Origin of the sequence: Streptosporangium nondiastaticum (genome assembly GCF_003011965.1) — a bacterium.
Lineage (GTDB): Bacteria > Actinomycetota > Actinomycetes > Streptomycetales > Streptomycetaceae > Streptomyces > Streptomyces nondiastaticus.
Window position 1 is genome coordinate 182,937 of sequence record NZ_PXWG01000002.1, and the last position, 15,560, is coordinate 198,496.

Below are 15,560 nucleotides of genomic sequence, written 5' to 3' on the forward strand. Positions count from 1 at the left end.
TTTCCGTCGTGACCCGGGGCACCACGGCGACCTGGTCGCCCAGTGCCTGCACCGCCTCGCGGTACACCCCACCCCAGTTCTTGATCTCCTACTCGGGCAGGACCGCCCCCAGGGCATCCAGCGGCGGCTGCGGCACGTACACCGTCTCCATGTCCTACAGCCAGAAGGGGCCCTACTGGGCGGGCGACGGTTCCGACGTCCACGTCCAGCGCAACTACCAGATCAACGTCCCTTGCGCCTGACGCGGAGATGGCCTTGTTGAGGAACCGAAGCTGGTCTCACCTGGCGGTGTCTGTACGGCCTGAGGTGAGGCGGCCAGTCTCACTGCATCGTGCCTGTGTGGCTGGTTTGGCTCTGAGGTCTGTGTTCGCTGAATCGCCCACCAGCCCGGCACCATACCGACATCACGGTGTTACGACCTGCGGACGCGCGAAGACCGAGTTGTCGATGACAACGTCCATCATCGGCAACGGGTCGACTTCCTGAAGATAGATACGCTCGGCGACCAGATACCTGTTGCGGTGGATCGACTCCGCTTCAGTTCCGGCCCAGTCCTGGTCACGCTCGGCGCCCCGCTGAACGGACAGTTCCGCATCCACCTGCAACCAGACGCGGAAGTCCCAGTACTCATTGATCTCGGGGCGGAAGGCGAAGACACCATCCACGATCAGCACCGCGTCCACCCCAAGTGGCGTCACTTCGGATGAGTGATCTCGTTGGGTCAGCGGGTCGATGCTGCACAGCGCACAGGCTGTCGCTCCCGATGACCGGCAGGGATCCAGCAATAGACGCTTGGCCACCTCATAGTCATACGCGTTGCGGTAGTACCCCTCACCAGACTCCCGGTCGTAGAGATGCCGGTCCCTCCACGGCTTCTTGAAGTCGTCAAGAGTCGACCGGAGCACCGGCCGTCCCGCAGCACTGATCCACTCGGCCAGTTCATGTCCGAAGCTCGTCTTCCCAGCAGCGGTGAAGCCGTCGATCCCCACGAGCAGGCGACCCTGACCGAGAGCCAGGATGCGCTTGGCGATCTCTTCAACCAGCATGCTCCGCTCGCCGGAGGCCGCCGGAGGAGAGGGCTGCCGCCAGGACGAAGCCGAATGATGCACGTCCGCCTGTGGTGATCTCATGGAGGTGAACCTATCGGCTGCTTCAACGGCCAGGAAGATCGCCCATCAGCACTCAGAGGTCGTTCCTTCGCTCAGCGCCCTGCTTGTTCTTCCCGGTGTCGGGGCGCCGGCCCAGCTGACGCGGCACCAGCGGTAGCCGGCTCCCCGGTCCTGCGCGCCCCCGCTGACGGTATCCTCTCCGGAGTCTTGCTCGGAGGCGCGGTCGCCGGCCTGGCCAACGTCCTCGCCGTCCTCTAGCCGCGGGGCACGCTGACGGTCACGCCGGCCCGCAGCCCGCAGCCCGGACACACCACGCGCGAACGACGAACTGGGGCCGCAGCCAGTAGCAGCGCCCTGGAAAGCGTCACGCCGAGCTACTCCGACCAAGATCAAGTGCTTAGCGCCAACGGCCGTACCTATGAGCAAAGCGCCGCTTGGTGAGCTGGCGTGCACCTCAGCCTGCTCGGCTGTCTCGCAGCGGGGGCGCCGCTCTTCACCTCGGGAGGCAGGCTCCCCACCCCGGGGGGCAGGATCCAGAACATGGACACGAGCGACCTGGAAGAGTGGCGCCAGGAGCTGCGTACGCGGCTGGAGCGGCTGGAGCACCTAGTGCAGCAGCATCCCGACGCTACAGCGGTCAGGGGGGTGCAGGCTCAGATCGCTGCGGTCCGCGCCGCTGCCGCGACCGCAACAGATTCTTGGCGGATCGCCGAGATGGACGACACCGAGGCCACCGTGATCGGCAGGGCTCTGCACCTGGCCTACGGGGGAGCCCGTATCGCGCCCGCAGTCGAAGGCACCGCGTTGCGCCACTTCCGGCAACCGCTCTACCGTCCGGGGGACACGGTTTACACCCCGCGCGGCGCAGTGGTTCCCGACGACGGCTGCGGCATGGCCGATGTGCTGGACGTCTGTGCTGTGGTGCCACTTGGCGAGGGCCTGGCTCGTCACGGCGACGGTGTTGGTGCCGACGTAGTCGCCCTTCATCCATGCGGTGCACGCTTCGATGATGGCGACGATGCCGGCGAACAGTCCCAGGATGGCGAGCCCGACCAGGGCGAGCAGTGCGCCGCCTTCGCCGAGTTCTTTGATGATCTCAGCCCACATGTCGTAGTCGCCGAGCTGCTCTGGGAGTGGCTGACCGGTCACGCGGGCTGAGTTCTTGTCCCCGGGGGATACGGCGCCGCCCTGCTCCGCCGGGAGGCACAGGGGCGTGCCACCGCCCATCATGCGTCGAAGCGGCGGCGCGCTTCCTCGATCTGACCGATGTACCGATGGGTCCAGTCGCACAGGCCGTCGATCGTCACGCGCAAGGCCCGGCCCGGCTCGGTGAGGTTGTACTCGACGCGCGGCGGCACAGTGGGGTGCACGGTCCGCACGACCAGGCCGTAGCGCTCCAGCATGCGCAGGTTCTGGGTGAGCATCTTGTGGCTGATGCCCTGGATCTCGTCACGCAAAGCGCTGAAGCGCAGCGTGCGGTCACCGAGACACTCGATGATCAGGAGCGCCCACTTGTTGGCGACGTCCGAGAAGATCTCCCGCCCCAGGGAGTCCGCTCGCGTCAGGTCCGCGTCTTCGGGCGAGCCCTTGAACTGCTTGGTCACCATCAGGTTCCCCAGTCACCAAAAAGTGCGTTCTTCCAGGTCAACGGCAACTCTCCTACGGTTTCCGAGTAACCACAAGTGACCAGCGGCTCGTGGGACGACGTAAGTGCGTTGTTCCCACGCGCTCCCGGGAGAAGGCGCAGGCAGCAAACATGGCCGTCACCCTGATCAACCCCAGCGGATTGCCGGAGATCGATGTCTACCGGCAGGTGTCGATCGCCACCGGCTCGAAGCTGGTCTTCATCGCCGGCCAGGTCGCCTGGGACGCCGACGGAGTCACCGTCGGCGCAGGCGACCTCACCGCCCAGGTCGAACAGTGCTACCTCAACATCGCCACTGCCCTGGCCGAGGTCGGCGGCTCCTTCGACGACGTGGCGAAACTGACCGCCTACGTAGTCGACTGGACCCCTGACAAGATGCCCCTGCTCCTGGAGGGGATCGCTCGGGCGGCCGCGAAGCAGGGAAACACACCGGTCCCACCAGCCACTCTGCTCGGTGTCGCGGCCCTGGACGTACCCGACCACCTGGTCGAGATCGAAGCCACCGCGGTCATCGACTGACGTCATGCGAGGGACTTGAGCGGCGCGGGTGCGTTCGTGCGCCGGGTGGCGCATCCGCACACCGCCCGGGCGCGGTAGTGGAGTGCGCGGCCCGCCCGAAGACTGGGCAGGGCTGCCGGCCGGCCGATCTGTGAGCCGCGCCGGCTGAGGGGCGTGACCTGATCAGCCCGTCCCTCCCGCTGGATGGTTCGCCCCGGCACGGCTGTGGGATCCGGATCCCGAGCTGGCGGGCGGGGTGAACGCCTGGTGAACCCGCTGGCGTTCGTGGGCTTCTCACGGGCCTCCATGTTGTCGCCCAGTCGCCCAGTCGCCCAGTCGCCCAGTCGCCCAAAGGACGGTGCGCGTCGTTCTCCGCCGAGGCGGACGGGCACGTACGGTCCGAGGGCGAGGGCGCGCTGCTGCTCAAGCGCCTCGGTGACGCGCCGGCCGACGGGGACCGAGTGCACGCGGTGATCGTGGCGAGCGGGGTGAACAACGACGGAGGCACGGCGGGCCTGGCGGCGTCCAGCGCCGAGTTGCAGCAGCAGCGGCGGCTGCTGGAAGAGGTGTACGAGCGGGCCGGGATCAGGGATAACCGGGCTGCTCAAGCTTCCTCGAGTACGGGGTAGCCCCGTGCGGAAGTGGCGGCTGAGCCCCGCTCATGGGCACACGGGCTTACGCGGGGATGTGCCGGACGGAGTGTCTTCCGGCCCTCTGCACGCCGCTAGTGCAGTTCCACGGAGATGTGCTGCGACAGGGCGCGGAGGAAGTCGGGCGCGTCGAACATCTTGCCTGCGGAGGCGACGCCGGTCGCCCGGGTCCGGCCGGTGAGGATGCGGTGGACCGCTTCCACCGCGAGCGGCGCGGTGACGGCGTAGATGTCCCGGCCCCGCGCCACAGCACGGCGTTCGGTGCCGCTGCGGCGCACGACGGCGTCGACGAGGAAGGTCTGCGCGGACCGTCCGTACGCGTCGGTCGCGGCGGGCGTCGGCGTGTCCGGGGCCAGCACCTCCCTGGCCGCCTCGACCGTCATGTGGGTGTGCACGTCGGAGATGGACAGGTGACTGGGAATGGTGACGACGTCGACCGTGGTGAACTCCCCTATGACGGCCCTGGGGCCGATTGGGTCGGGGAAGGGCCACTGGAGGGTCGGTGACGCGTCGTCACGGTACTCCAACTGCCCGTCGGCGTAGCGGATGCGCCGGCCGCCTCGCCGCAGGCGGGAGACCTTGCTCGTGGCGCGTGTTCCGGTGGTGGGGTGCCAGTTGCTCAGCGCGTAGGCGATGTGTGCCTCGTCGGCCGCCGTCCAGTCCCCCATCGCCGCACTGACCAACAGGTCACCCAGGCCCCCGTAGAAGGCCATCGCGGGGACGATCACCGCTCCCGCCGCGCGGGCCCGGTCCGTGAAGTCCGCGAACGTATCGACGCCGGACTCGATCTCGCCCGTGACGTCCACATAGGGGATGCCCGCGCGCAGTGCCGCCTCGATGACGGGGGCGGCTGTGGTGGCGAAGGGCCCGGCGCAGTTGATCACCGCCACCGTGCCGGCCAGCGCACGGTCGAGCGAGTCAGGGTCCCCGGCCGACGCCGGACGGGCCTCAAGTACGGAAGCGGACGCGGACGCGGCCAGCGCCTCCAGCTTGCCGGCATCGCGACCGGAGAGCACGGGGACGAACCCGCGTTCTCGCAGGTGTGCCACCACGAAGCGGCCGGTGTGCCCGTACGCGCCGAACACCACTACGGCAGGTTTCGATCCCATGGGTTTCTCCCCGTTGTTGAAACGATCCAATGAGGATCCGATGGCGTTCCACCGACGATCCGTTACGGACATCCTGGCGAGCGCGGGTCCCTCACACGAGTGTCCGGAACGACATGACCCGTACAATTCCGGACGTGGACGTGGACGTGGACGTGGACGTGGACGTGGACGTGGACGTGGACGCGGACGCGGACGCTGGCACCGGCACCGGCACCGGCACCGGCACCGGCACCGGCAGTGACGGTGGCACTGTCGCCCTGGCCGTCACCAACGGCATGCTCCACTTCGAGCTGTCCGTGGCCTGCGAGGTCTTCGGCGACAGCCTTCCCGGTGGAGCCGGCCCCGACTACCGCGTCGTGGTCTGCGGGCCGGGCGCGGTGCGGGTCGGCCGGTTCACGCTGGAGCCCGACTACGGACTCGACCACCTCCGGCGCGCCGGCACGGTGATCGTCCCCGCCTGGGCCGATGTCGACGAGGACCCGCCGGCCGACCTCGTCGACGCGGTGCGCGCGGCCCACGAGGCGGGGGCGCGCGTGGTCTCCTTCTGCACGGGCGCGTTCGTGCTGGCCGCCGCCGGGCTGCTGGACGGGCGGCGCGCGACCACACACTGGGTGCACACCGAGGCTCTGGCCGCCCGCTATCCGCGTGTGGAGGTGGACCCGGATGTCCTCTACGTGGACAACGGCAGCGTGCTCACCTCCGCCGGCAAGGCAGCGGCGATGGACCTGTGCCTGCACCTGGTCCGTCTCGACCACGGTTCGTCGACCGCCAACGCTCTCGCCCGCCGCCTGGTCGTTCCGCCGCACCGGCCCGGAGGCCAGGCCCAGTTCGTCACCACTCCCGTGCCCGCACAGGGCAATCACCCGCTCGCCGAGCTGCTCCCTTGGGTGAGCGAACGGCTTGACCATCCGCTGACCGTCGAAGACCTCGCCCGCCAGGCCCGGATGAGCTCGCGCCACCTCGGCCGCCACTTCAGGTCGGTGACCGGCACGACCCCGCTGCAATGGCTGCTGGCTCAGCGGATCCGCCACGCCCAGGAGTTGCTGGAGAGCACCGAGGACAGTGTCGACGCCATCGCCGCGGCCACCGGCATGGGGACCGCCACGACGCTGCGCCGGCACTTCAACCGCGCGGTCGGCGTGCCCCCGGACACCTACCGCCGCACCTTCCGCTCGCGGCCCCGTCCGGGCCTGAGCGACATCGCGCACGAGGCCCGGTAAGGACAGGGTCGGCGCATGCGCCGAGCATGCGCCGCCGGGCTGTGTCTTCTCAGGGGCGCCAGGCCGGGACGGGCAGCGTCGTGCCGGTCTCGACATAGGTCTTGAGGTTGGCCAGCACGAGTTCCAGCCGCCGGAGATGGAGCGGTGCTTCTTGTGTCCCGCAGGTTTGACGTGGGTGACCGTGAGACGCGTGGTGTCACCGTAGGGCTGGAGTTCAAAGGTGACCCGGGATTCGCCGTGCGGCCGGTCCTCGCCGGGACCGGACCAGGTCAGGGTCAGCCGGCGCGGCTCGTCGACATTGGTGCCGCCGAGGCCACGCAAGCGGTCGGCTCCCTCCTGCTCCTCGGCCTGCTCGCCGCCCCTGCCGGAGCCGCGATCCGGCTGACCGCCCGCCCGTATCGTGCCCTTGCCCTCTCCGTGGGTCTTGCGGTGACGGAGATGTGGGCGGGATTGTTCGCCTCGTACGCGGTGCCGCGGATGCCGCCGAGCTTCGCCATCATGGCCACGGCCACTGCCGTTTACGCCGCCACCTTCCTCATACGGCGCCCCGCCCCGCGTACTGACTGAAGGCTGAGCGGAGGAGCGCCGCGATGGCAGACGACCGGCAGCAGGCAACGACAACGACGCACGACACCGTGGACAACATGGCGCTGATCGGCCGCGCCACACAGCAGCGTGCGGCGGTCCTGGGGCCCTTGTCGTGGCGGAAGGTTTCATCAGCACCCAGGACCTGCGCAAGCGGCTCGTGGCCGGTGGCTCGTCCGTCAGCCTCTCCACCGTCTATCGCACCCTCACCGCGCTGGCCGAGGCCGGCCGTGCGGACGTCTTCCGCGACGCCAACGGCAAGCAGCTCTTCCGTCACCGCCCCGGCTCTGACCACCGCCACTACCTGATCTGCACCGAGTGCGGCCTCAGCCTGCCCGTCGGATCCGGCCCGGTGGAGAAATGGGCGGCCCGGATCGCCCGGACCTCCGGGTTCGCCGACGTCCGGCACGCCGTCGAACTCTCCGGCCGCTTTCCGGACTGCCTCCGGAAGGAGGAGCGGGCACAGACACGCTGAAGATCAGTGGTCGTCCCAGTGCCCCTCGTGCTGGGCATGACGGTGCCCGTCGTGGACGTAGTCCACGTGGTCGCCGTGCGGGACGGCGACGTGCCCGCATTCCGCACCGTGCTGGTGCGCGTGCTCCTGGTGAACGGTGTGGCCGGTGGGCTCGCAATCGTCGGTGTGGTCCTCATGCACGCGGTGCAGGTGCCCGTCGTGGACGTAGTCGACGTGGTCCTCGTGCGGCACGGCGACGTGCCCGCATTCCGCACCGTGCTGGTGAGTGTGGTTCGCGTGAGAAGTGTGCGCGCTGGTCAGCATGGCAAAGCCTTCCTTCTCCCCCGCGTGATCGGATCTGTCCGACGGGAGAGCCTGCCCTTCCAGTGTCAGCCGCGCCGGGGATTCACGAAAGTCGCCGGAAGTCGGCTGGAAACACGCCGTGCCACGCCATGCGACAGAAGGTGACTCCGGCATCGAGCGGCCACCGCCACCGCCGCCGGGCCGCCTCACAGCCCGCCGACCCGCATCCGGCGAGAGGACCGGTTCTCCATTCTCGTGACCGCTACCCGTGTACCCCTTCTTGCGGTCAAGAACCGGCCGGGTGTTCGCTCGATGAGACAGCCGCATGAGCGAAGGAGGAGCGCTGACATGACCGTTCACACTCCGCGACCGACGTGCAGCGAGGGCTGCACCTGCGGTCCGGGCTGCAGCTGCGGATGCCAGTCCGGCGGCCCGTGCCAGTGCGGCGGGTAACCGAGCACCGCCCACTGCGCCGAGGGACTACAACGAGACGAATGTCGGCGTTGATACGCCGAGTGCCGTCCCCGGGCGAACCCTGGCGGGACGGCTGACGTCCGGGCCTCGTCCCCGGGCACTCAAGCGGGGGCTGCCTCCAGCCCGTGGTCGTGCTCGCAGGCGTCCTCATCCAGGCTGTGGCATGGGAGGGTGCATCTCCTTGATCGCCGTAGGAGCCGTCCTCGCCTTCGCCGCGGACTGGCATCTCCAGGGCAGGAACGCCTACCTCACCGGCCTGATCCTGATGGTCGTCGACGTCATCGGCACGACCGCCTACGTCAGCGTGTTAAAAGCGCCGCCGCACCCAGCCACCGCCGCCGGCCGCACCTGTCATCGAGGAGGACCACCGCTTCACCCGATGACAAGCCAGGACGACGGCTCAGAGCTGTCGATGAACGGGCCGTGGGTCGATGGCCCGCCGGGAAACGGATGCCGAAGCGGCCTCACCCCCGGGGGCGGGCGGTCGTACCGGAGGACGTCTACACGCCAGGGGCCGTCATCTGGCTGGGTGTCTTGTCCAGCCGGGAGCGGGGCGGTTTCCCCGCTGCGCCTGCGACGATCTTCTGCAGCAGGCTGTAGGAGAGGATCGGAAGCAGTACCTCGGGGCGGTGGGAGAACCAGCAGGCGGCCAGTACGGCAGCGGCGCTGCTGTTGTTCATGCCGGTGGCGAAGGTGAGGGAGATACCGTCGGGCTGGTCGCAGCGCGTCCAGCGGGACATCCAGCGGCCGCAGTAGAAGGTCAGGCAGCACACCATGCCGGACAGGCTTAGGGCGAGTGCCAGCAGGTCCGGGTCCGGGTGGGCGAGTGCCTGCCCCAGGGCGCCGGCCGCGTTGATGTAGCACAGCAGCAGGATGTTCACGATGTTGACCGCCTTGACGGCGGGCAGGACACGACGGGCCCGTTCCTCGCCGAGCAGCATCCGCACGAGGACGCCTGCCAGGCAGGGCAGCACCACCGACATCAGAGCGAACATCCCGGCCCCGGTCCGGGCGATGACGTCGACCTTGGTGGTGTCGTCCAGAGCACCGGCACCGTACGGGCCGACCAACTGACCGGCCATGTGCATCCCGAACGGGACGGTGAGCGGGCTGAGCAGGGTGGAACCGATCACCATTGCGACGACCAGAGGAACGTTGCCGCCCGCGTTCTGCCCCCAGGAGGCGGCACCGCCCGCGATCGGCATCGCCAGCACCAGCATGAGCCCTACCACCAGCCCCTCAGCCTCGGCAGGGTCGGGCCACGTCCGCAGGGCGAGGGCGATCAGCGGAAGCACGAGCAAGGGCAGCAGAGCATTGGCGGCGATACCGAGCACCAGCCGAACCGGCTGACGCACCATCACCCGCAGCTCAGCGGCACGAACCCCCAGACCCGCGTTGAACAGCATCACCGCCAACAGCACCATCGGTACCGTCAGAGCGCCTGCACCCGCAGGGGCAGGGAGCGTCAGTTCGCGGAGCGCCTCGCCGGGGGCGGGGAACACACCGGCCAGCACGTAACAGGCCAGCATCAGTCCCAGCAGCCACCGCTGCACAACCTTCACGACAGCCATCACACACAAGAGCCTATTGGCCGCATGGTGCTACATCCGCCGCTCGGCGGCCGCGTCGAAGCCGGCCCGCGCAGGTCGAGGACCTAAAGGTTGAGCTGAACGGCCTTGGATCGCAATGAAGTTCAGATCATCGCCTCTACGGGTGATGACTTCGACAGAAGCGCCGAGGCTGTGCCTTGGGTGGCTCTGACGAGACGGGCAGTCGGGTGCGAATAGTGGCCGGCTCCAGCGCATTGAGGACGGTGAAGGCGCACCGCCGAGATGCCGCAGCCTGATGGCATGGCGACATCCCAGCAGCTCTGAAGAGGCTCGAGCCGGGCAGACGCTCTCGGTCGATAAGCAGGTCAATCGCCTCGCCTGCGCGGCGAAAATGCCCGTATGCCCGTTCGTGGAAGAGTACGAAACGGTATTCCTCCGCCAACGCCGACGCCTGCCGCACCGCCTCTACCGCGATGCGGGCCGCACCCTCGGCTGGCCGGCGGCAGACGCCCGTCGACATCGCCGGGAACGCCACCGTCCGCGCACCCAGCTCCTCCGCGACCCGCTGGGACTCCCGTAGCGGAAGGCCAGCAACGGCTCGTCGCCGCCGGCAACCTGAAACACCGGGCCCACGATGTGGAGGCCCCGAAGCGGCAATTGCCGAGCCGGCCGACTCCTGGAAGCGCGCCCCGACGGCCGCGCCCACCTGCTGCTGGTGGACGAAGACACCGCCGGGGCCTCCGCTCGGGCCGCGCAGCAGGGTGCTGATCGGACGCCCGCAGGTACGCGTCGCCGTCGCCACCCCACTGAGCAGCGTCGTTGACGAGTGCCTATCGTTCGACCCGAGCTCCTCACGACCGTTCGCAGCACCCCGCCGCCCGTCTGGGACCGCATTCAGATCACTCGCGGTGATTTGTTGGACCAGGCGGTGGAGATCGAGGGGCCTGATAGGCCACCGCTAGTACACGTAGGGCCACCCGTTGTTCCACCCGAGGTAATTGATCCCCAGCTTGGGCGTGCCGTTGTCGCGGCCGTCGTAGTAGTGGTAGATCAGCAGGTCGTGGTTGTCCGCGTCGTCGTGGACCACGGACTGACCACCCGGGCCGATCACCCAGCTGTCGTGTGTGCCGAGCAGAAGGCTCCCGCCGTCCCCGATCATGTTGAGCCCGGCCTGGTCGAGGTAGGGCCCGTCGGGTGCGGTGGAGCGGCCGACGTGGATGCTGTAGTTGCTGTTGACGCCTTTACAGCAGTAGTCGAAGGACACGAACAGGTAGTAGTAGCCGTCCTTGTAGTAGACGAACGGCGCTTCGACCGGGTCGGGCCAGACGTGAAGCCGTTGTGCCAGTTGGCGTACCCGGGTGTCCGTGGCCGACGGCTTTCCGGTCTGGGGGTCGAGGGCGATCATGTAGATGCCGAGCCTGAACGACCCGAACGACAGCCACCATTTCCCGTTCTTGTCCACCAGCAGATTGGGGTCGATGGCGTTGAAGTCGTAGTTCGGGTAGGGGGAGGTGAGGATGGGCCCTCCGGAGTCCACCCAGGTGCCGGGTTGCCCCGTGGCACTCGTGGCGAGTCCGATTCCGGAGTTGTTGGAACCGAAACTGGACACCGAGTAGTACATCCAGTACTTGCCGTTGTGGAACGACACATCCGGGGCCCACACGTCGTTGGAGGAGTTGAACCGGCTCCACCAGGCCGGGACCGTGCCGAAGGCGGGCCCGAGACGCCTGAAGTTGACGCGGTCGTCGGACACCCGGAGCTCGACCTGATTGTGCGTGGACGCGACCAGGTACTGACTTCCGAGCTTCACCATGGAGGGGTCGTGCACAACTGTGTCCCCGCTGACCGCTCCCGGCAAAGGCCAGGCCGGCGCGGCGGCTGCGACCGGTCTCCCGTGCGCGGCGGCCAGCAAGGACATGACCAGCGCCGCGACGGCGACCAGCACTCGTACGCGACGGCCATTCCCCGTATCGAACACGGTGATCACCGATCCTCTGCTTCGTTGCACGCTCCTTCGGATGACCACCGGGTTCATCGAGAACCACACGGCCAATCCCTGACGGGCCGGAACTTGTTGCTCATGCGGTAGGACACCGCGTGCCGTCAACTCCCGACAGGGCTCGCGTCAGGAATTCACCGGATCAGGTAACATTGGTCATACATATCACCCCGCCTGCATCCCCCCTTGTCCGACTGCTTCGCGGGCTGTCCCCGCTGTCCTGGACGCACATGAACTCGTATGGACGGTTCGAGCCGGACATGGCCGCGCACCTCGGCATCACGCTGCCCACCGTGCCGGGCCCCGCGCACCACGCCGGATGCAGGGTCCGGTGCCGGGAGTCGGCACCAGGCCGTACGGAGACCTGATTCGCCGCAGACAGGCGGGCGAACTCCTCCACGGCCAGCAGCCACGGTTCAGCCGGCATTGCGGCAGGGCGGGCGCGCTCCAGATCGGCGTGAGTCTCGGCGATCCTCTGGGCAGTTGTTCTGACCCCACCTCGATTGGAGGTTCTCGGCGGGTGAGCGACGGCGTGAGCGGTAGCGTGAAACGCATAGGTTCCGTCTGGAGGGCGGGCCCCTGACAGGCCCGACGACTCTGCGGATCTTGATCCGTATTCGATTCGGGGCCGACGGATCTCCGTGGCCGCGGTCAGCGTTGTTGACGAGGATGCCGAGTCGCCGAACGCACGGACCGTACCGGTGACCGCGGCCCGTACGTCACGCCCGCGAACTGCTCACACACCCCGCGAACACCGTCACCTCGATCGCCGCGCTCCTCGGCGTCATCCACAGCACGATCTGCAAGCACGTCTCCAAGCTGAAGGGCAGTCGGGGCATGCTCGCCGAGGCGGCGGCCGCGGTCGAACTGCCACTGCCTGCGAAGCCGGCGGAGTAGTTCCGTGGGGTGCAACTGGTTACGGTGACACGGTCCGGCCATGTGCGACAGCCGGTGACGACGTGCGGTGTCGATGCGCCGGCGAACAGCTCGGACATGGCCAATGCCCAGCCCATGTCCTCGCAGGAGATGACGGCAGGCCAGCCGCCTGCCTCAAGAGCCGCGTCGGTACGGGCCAGCACGGCGTTCGGGTGGAAAGGGAATGCCGGCAGAGTCCACGCGGGAGCCGGTTCGTGACGCTCCCATCGGCGGGGTGCTGCGCAGTAGTGCAGCGAGGTGGTTCCGTCCAGGAAGGCCCGGTTGGCGGATATCCAGCCGATGCCCGCCTCCTCCACCGCCGGCTCGCGCACCAGGTCCGCCAACCCGTCGGAGTCCAGGGCGTCGTCCCCGTCCAGGGGGTGGATCCATCCGTCCGGGGAGAAGGTTGAGTGTGCGGTTGCGAGCCACTGGCAAGCTGCCGTGGACCGGGGTGCGCTCGACGACCGTGCCCGGCGGCCACTGCCCGAACTCCACCGCACCGGGCCCGGCGATCACTACGCCCCATGCGACGTCCCAGCCGTGTGCGGCGAGTCGTTCCCGGGCCACCCGCACCCCGGCGGCCGCCTCGGCAAGGTGCCGACTCATCTGCGGGTGCACGGCAGTCAGCGGACTCAGATGACGAGGCACAAGCATGTGGCTCCCGTAATTCTCCGCAGTGATGCCGACAGTTGCTGGTGACGTGTTCGCCGGCTTGTCGCCCCGTCGCAGTACGGCCTCAGCTGGTCCGACCCACAGGCACCTATCGAGCCATCCCCTGGATTCCAGCGGACTGGCCGCGGGGCATTCCCCCCCTGTCGCTTGATACGCATCGGCTGCGCGACGCGTGTTGTCACCGCTTCCCTGCTCCGCGTGCTCGACAGCGGAGAGCCGGAATGCAGCGGCACCCGTACCGCACGCTGCACGCTGCACGCCGTCATGGTTCGCAGCGCGACGAATCCCTACCGGAGGCCGCTTCCGTTCTACTTATGCCATTTCATGACATTGGTTCCTCGCTGTCAGGCTTGGCGGGCGCAGGACGCGAGGCGATCGGCGAGCGCGGTGACGAGGTCGCGTAGTTCATCCGGGCGCTCGATGACGAACGGCCGGTCGAGGGAGGCGAGTACCGGAGGCAGCCAGTCGAGCCGCTCCGCCCGCAGCTCTACGTGCCGCCAGTGCTCGGCCGACGCCCGGTCCTCGCCCGCGACGGGCTCGTGCTCCTCCAGGCTCGCGACGCCGGCGGGAAGGTGGGCGCGGATCTGCTCGACGGTCCCGTGGATCCGCAAGGTCACCTCATACCGGTACTCGGCCGTGGCGAACCCGGACAGCACGCGCTGTGCCGAATCGGGACCCACAAGCGCTTCGAATGAGCCGGGCAGGGTCCTCGCCTCTGCGATGCGATCGAGCCGGAAGGTTCGGTCCTCGCCGATCCGGGCGTCCTTGCCCGTGACGTACCACCGGCCCGAGTGGGCGACGATCCCGTACGCGTGCAGCGTGCGTTCGCTGCGACGTCCGTCGCGGTCGGTGTACCGGATCAAGACCGGTCGGCGATGGCGCACCGCATCGGCGATGGTGAGCAGGACCCCGGTGTCCGGGGTGTTGAACTCGCCGGGCTGATCCGTGAAGGCGAGAGTTGCCAGGAGTGTGTCAAGCCGGCGGGCGATGTGCTTGGGCAGCACCCGCCGGATCTTCGCCGACGCCGTCTCGTTCGCCGTGCGCTCCGCCGTCGTCAACCCTGCTCGGCGGCCGGCGACCAGGCCGAGCAGCACGGCCAGCGCCTCGTCGTCGCTGAGCATGAGCGGAGGCAAGCGGTACCCGGGGGCGAGCCGGTACCCGCCGTAGCGGCCGCGCACCGATTCCACGGGCACGTCCAGGTCGATCAGCTGGTCCACATACCGCCGCACGGTGCGCCCTTCGACGCCGAGCCGGTCGGCGAGTTCGGCCACCGTCCGGGTGCCGCCCGACTGCAGCAGCTCCAGCAGTGTCAGCACGCGGGCAGTGGGTCGGGGCATGTGCACAACCTAACGCGAATACAGGACCGATTCTGTCCACTATTTCTCCTAGCCTGCGACGTGCACGCCTCCAGCACAGCCAAGGAGATTCCCATGGACTTCGTCTCGATCCGCATCATCACCGGCGACGTAGCGCGCCTCGTCGAGTTCTACGAGCGAGCCACAGGGGCGCGGGCGGTGTGGGCCACCGAGGACTTCGCCGAACTCAAGACCGCGGGCGCCACCCTCGCGATCGCCGGCACCCGCACCGTCCCGCTGTTCGCCCCGGGCTCCGCCCGCCCGGCGGACAATCACAGCGTGATCACCGAGTTCCTCGTCGAAGACGTGGACCGCGTTCACCAGAACCTGACCGGATTCGTCACCGACTTCGTCACCGAGCCCACCACGATGCCCTGGGGCAACCGATCACTGCTGTTCCGCGACCCCGACGGCAACCTCGTCAACTTCTTCACCCCCGTCACCCCAGCGGCCATTGAAAAGTTCGCACGCTGACGCCACACACAGCCGCTCACGCGGGAGACCCGAGATCCCAGGGCTCCCGGTGAACGCGGTCGCCGAGTTCAGGAGCGCCACGAGCAAGGGGCATCGCAAGGCACCGCTGCCCCCGAAGGACGTCTTGTACTTGTGCCTGCGGATGGACGCCGGACGTCCGATCGCACACGTCGCGGCGGAAGCCGGGATCTCCCGCCGCTGCCTTGCCAAGTAATACGCCCGCCGGCGCGCGCACGGCGAGAACGGACCACTCGACCACTCCTCCCGACACCACGGACCCGCCCGCCTCGCCGCCGGCTTGAAACGCCTGCACGGCATCATCATCGCCCCGGCCACCGTGCATCGCGTCTTGGCACATGGGGGTCTCAACCGGCTCAGCGACCTGGACCCACCCACGGCGAGCAGCTATGCGAGTTCCTCCGCTACGAGCACGAGCACATCGGCACCTGGTCCACGTCGACGTCAAGAAGCTCGGACGCATCCTCATCACAGCAGGCACAGCGGGACGCCTTTACGCAGAAGATACGAGCCTTGCGATCCGCCGACCC

Annotated in this window: 16 protein-coding genes and 2 pseudogenes; 8 read left to right on the forward strand and 10 right to left on the reverse strand. The window is 68.4% G+C overall.

The genetic code is table 11. The features are described 5' to 3' along the window. The first annotated feature begins 8 nt into the window (after window positions 1–8). Window positions 9–242 (forward strand): hypothetical protein, encoded by a 234-nt coding sequence (locus B7P34_RS37180; RefSeq protein ID WP_189382386.1) that lies wholly within the window; start codon window positions 9–11, stop codon window positions 240–242. A 162-nt stretch (window positions 243–404) separates the two neighbouring features. On the opposite strand, the gene B7P34_RS02415 is transcribed toward B7P34_RS37180, so the two are convergent. Further along, window positions 405–1,130 (reverse strand): uridine kinase, encoded by a 726-nt coding sequence (locus B7P34_RS02415; RefSeq protein ID WP_106674073.1) that lies wholly within the window; start codon window positions 1,128–1,130, stop codon window positions 405–407. A gap of 519 nt (window positions 1,131–1,649) precedes the next feature. Here B7P34_RS02415 and B7P34_RS02420 point away from each other — a divergent pair. Next, window positions 1,650–2,267, forward strand: a complete 618-nt coding sequence (locus B7P34_RS02420; RefSeq protein ID WP_146166712.1) for a hypothetical protein — start codon at window positions 1,650–1,652, stop codon at window positions 2,265–2,267. Between the two features lie 68 nt (window positions 2,268–2,335). On the opposite strand, the gene B7P34_RS02425 is transcribed toward B7P34_RS02420, so the two are convergent. Then, window positions 2,336–2,716, reverse strand: a complete 381-nt coding sequence (locus B7P34_RS02425) for a winged helix-turn-helix transcriptional regulator (RefSeq protein WP_106674075.1) — start codon at window positions 2,714–2,716, stop codon at window positions 2,336–2,338. Window positions 2,717–2,865: 149 nt separating this feature from the next. Here B7P34_RS02425 and B7P34_RS02430 point away from each other — a divergent pair, with 149 nt between their 5' ends. Both B7P34_RS02430 and B7P34_RS39630 read left to right on the forward strand, forming a co-directional pair. After that, on the forward strand, window positions 2,866–3,273 hold the full coding sequence (locus B7P34_RS02430; protein WP_106674076.1) for a RidA family protein: 408 nt from the start codon (window positions 2,866–2,868) through the stop codon (window positions 3,271–3,273). 317 nt (window positions 3,274–3,590) lie between these two features. Continuing rightward, window positions 3,591–3,881 (forward strand): annotated as a pseudogene (locus B7P34_RS39630) (beta-ketoacyl synthase N-terminal-like domain-containing protein); the annotation flags it as partial. Between the two features lie 95 nt (window positions 3,882–3,976). Here the strand turns inward: B7P34_RS39630 and B7P34_RS02440 are convergent. Next, complete coding sequence (locus B7P34_RS02440) at window positions 3,977–5,011, reverse strand: saccharopine dehydrogenase family protein (protein ID WP_106674077.1); 1,035 nt, start codon at window positions 5,009–5,011, stop codon at window positions 3,977–3,979. A gap of 257 nt (window positions 5,012–5,268) precedes the next feature. On the opposite strand from B7P34_RS02440, the gene B7P34_RS02445 reads away from it, so the two are divergent. Continuing rightward, window positions 5,269–6,231, forward strand: coding sequence for a helix-turn-helix domain-containing protein (locus B7P34_RS02445; RefSeq protein WP_286157441.1), 963 nt, complete (start codon window positions 5,269–5,271; stop codon window positions 6,229–6,231). Window positions 6,232–6,402: 171 nt separating this feature from the next. On the opposite strand, the pseudogene B7P34_RS39635 reads toward B7P34_RS02445, so the two are convergent. Further along, window positions 6,403–6,510 (reverse strand): annotated as a pseudogene (locus B7P34_RS39635) (hypothetical protein); the annotation flags it as partial. On the opposite strand from B7P34_RS39635, the gene B7P34_RS02455 reads away from it, so the two are divergent. Both B7P34_RS02455 and B7P34_RS02460 read left to right on the forward strand, forming a co-directional pair. Next, window positions 6,469–6,798, forward strand: a complete 330-nt coding sequence (locus B7P34_RS02455) for a metal ABC transporter permease (RefSeq protein ID WP_223267419.1) — start codon at window positions 6,469–6,471, stop codon at window positions 6,796–6,798. The pseudogene B7P34_RS39635 and the gene B7P34_RS02455 overlap by 42 nt on opposite strands. A 133-nt stretch (window positions 6,799–6,931) precedes the next feature. Then, a complete protein-coding gene (locus B7P34_RS02460) occupies window positions 6,932–7,291 on the forward strand; it encodes a Fur family transcriptional regulator (protein ID WP_223267412.1) in 360 nt (119 codons plus the stop codon). A gap of 3 nt (window positions 7,292–7,294) precedes the next feature. Here B7P34_RS02460 and B7P34_RS02465 read toward each other — a convergent pair whose 3' ends face one another. From B7P34_RS02465 to B7P34_RS02495, 6 genes are all read right to left on the reverse strand, one after another. Beyond that, a complete protein-coding gene (locus B7P34_RS02465) occupies window positions 7,295–7,594 on the reverse strand; it encodes a hypothetical protein (protein WP_106674079.1) in 300 nt (99 codons plus the stop codon). Window positions 7,595–8,547: 953 nt separating this feature from the next. Then, window positions 8,548–9,618: a bile acid:sodium symporter family protein gene (locus tag B7P34_RS02475; protein WP_106674080.1), complete on the reverse strand. Its 1,071-nt coding sequence runs from the start codon at window positions 9,616–9,618 to the stop codon at window positions 8,548–8,550. A 136-nt stretch (window positions 9,619–9,754) separates the two neighbouring features. Then, window positions 9,755–10,399, reverse strand: coding sequence for a macro domain-containing protein (locus tag B7P34_RS39640; protein WP_353620226.1), 645 nt, complete (start codon window positions 10,397–10,399; stop codon window positions 9,755–9,757). Between the two features lie 156 nt (window positions 10,400–10,555). Next, complete coding sequence (locus B7P34_RS02485; RefSeq protein ID WP_223267420.1) at window positions 10,556–11,515, reverse strand: arabinan endo-1,5-alpha-L-arabinosidase; 960 nt, start codon at window positions 11,513–11,515, stop codon at window positions 10,556–10,558. Between the two features lie 800 nt (window positions 11,516–12,315). Further along, window positions 12,316–12,855, reverse strand: a complete 540-nt coding sequence (locus B7P34_RS02490; RefSeq protein ID WP_106674081.1) for a hypothetical protein — start codon at window positions 12,853–12,855, stop codon at window positions 12,316–12,318. Between the two features lie 672 nt (window positions 12,856–13,527). Continuing rightward, complete coding sequence (locus tag B7P34_RS02495) at window positions 13,528–14,520, reverse strand: helix-turn-helix transcriptional regulator (protein WP_106674082.1); 993 nt, start codon at window positions 14,518–14,520, stop codon at window positions 13,528–13,530. 93 nt (window positions 14,521–14,613) lie between these two features. On the opposite strand from B7P34_RS02495, the gene B7P34_RS02500 reads away from it, so the two are divergent. Next, window positions 14,614–15,012 carry a VOC family protein gene (locus B7P34_RS02500; protein WP_106674083.1) on the forward strand — a complete coding sequence of 133 codons (399 nt, stop codon included), beginning with the start codon at window positions 14,614–14,616 and terminating at the stop codon, window positions 15,010–15,012. The last annotated feature ends 548 nt before the right edge of the window (window positions 15,013–15,560 follow it).

Excerpts from the sequence above, each read along its gene's own strand:
- B7P34_RS02485 (WP_223267420.1), bottom strand. The coding sequence starts at position 11,515 with ATGTCCTTGCTGGCCGCCGCGCACGGGAGACCGGTCGCAGCCGCCGCG.
- B7P34_RS02415 (WP_106674073.1), bottom strand. The coding sequence starts at position 1,130 with ATGAGATCACCACAGGCGGACGTGCATCATTCGGCTTCGTCCTGGCGG.
- B7P34_RS02440 (WP_106674077.1), bottom strand. The coding sequence starts at position 5,011 with ATGGGATCGAAACCTGCCGTAGTGGTGTTCGGCGCGTACGGGCACACC.
- B7P34_RS02425 (WP_106674075.1), bottom strand. The coding sequence starts at position 2,716 with ATGGTGACCAAGCAGTTCAAGGGCTCGCCCGAAGACGCGGACCTGACG.
- B7P34_RS02495 (WP_106674082.1), bottom strand. The coding sequence starts at position 14,520 with ATGCCCCGACCCACTGCCCGCGTGCTGACACTGCTGGAGCTGCTGCAG.
- B7P34_RS02430 (WP_106674076.1), top strand. The coding sequence starts at position 2,866 with ATGGCCGTCACCCTGATCAACCCCAGCGGATTGCCGGAGATCGATGTC.
- B7P34_RS02475 (WP_106674080.1), bottom strand. The coding sequence starts at position 9,618 with ATGGCTGTCGTGAAGGTTGTGCAGCGGTGGCTGCTGGGACTGATGCTG.
- B7P34_RS02500 (WP_106674083.1), top strand. The coding sequence starts at position 14,614 with ATGGACTTCGTCTCGATCCGCATCATCACCGGCGACGTAGCGCGCCTC.
- B7P34_RS02420 (WP_146166712.1), top strand. The coding sequence starts at position 1,650 with ATGGACACGAGCGACCTGGAAGAGTGGCGCCAGGAGCTGCGTACGCGG.
- B7P34_RS02465 (WP_106674079.1), bottom strand. The coding sequence starts at position 7,594 with ATGCTGACCAGCGCGCACACTTCTCACGCGAACCACACTCACCAGCAC.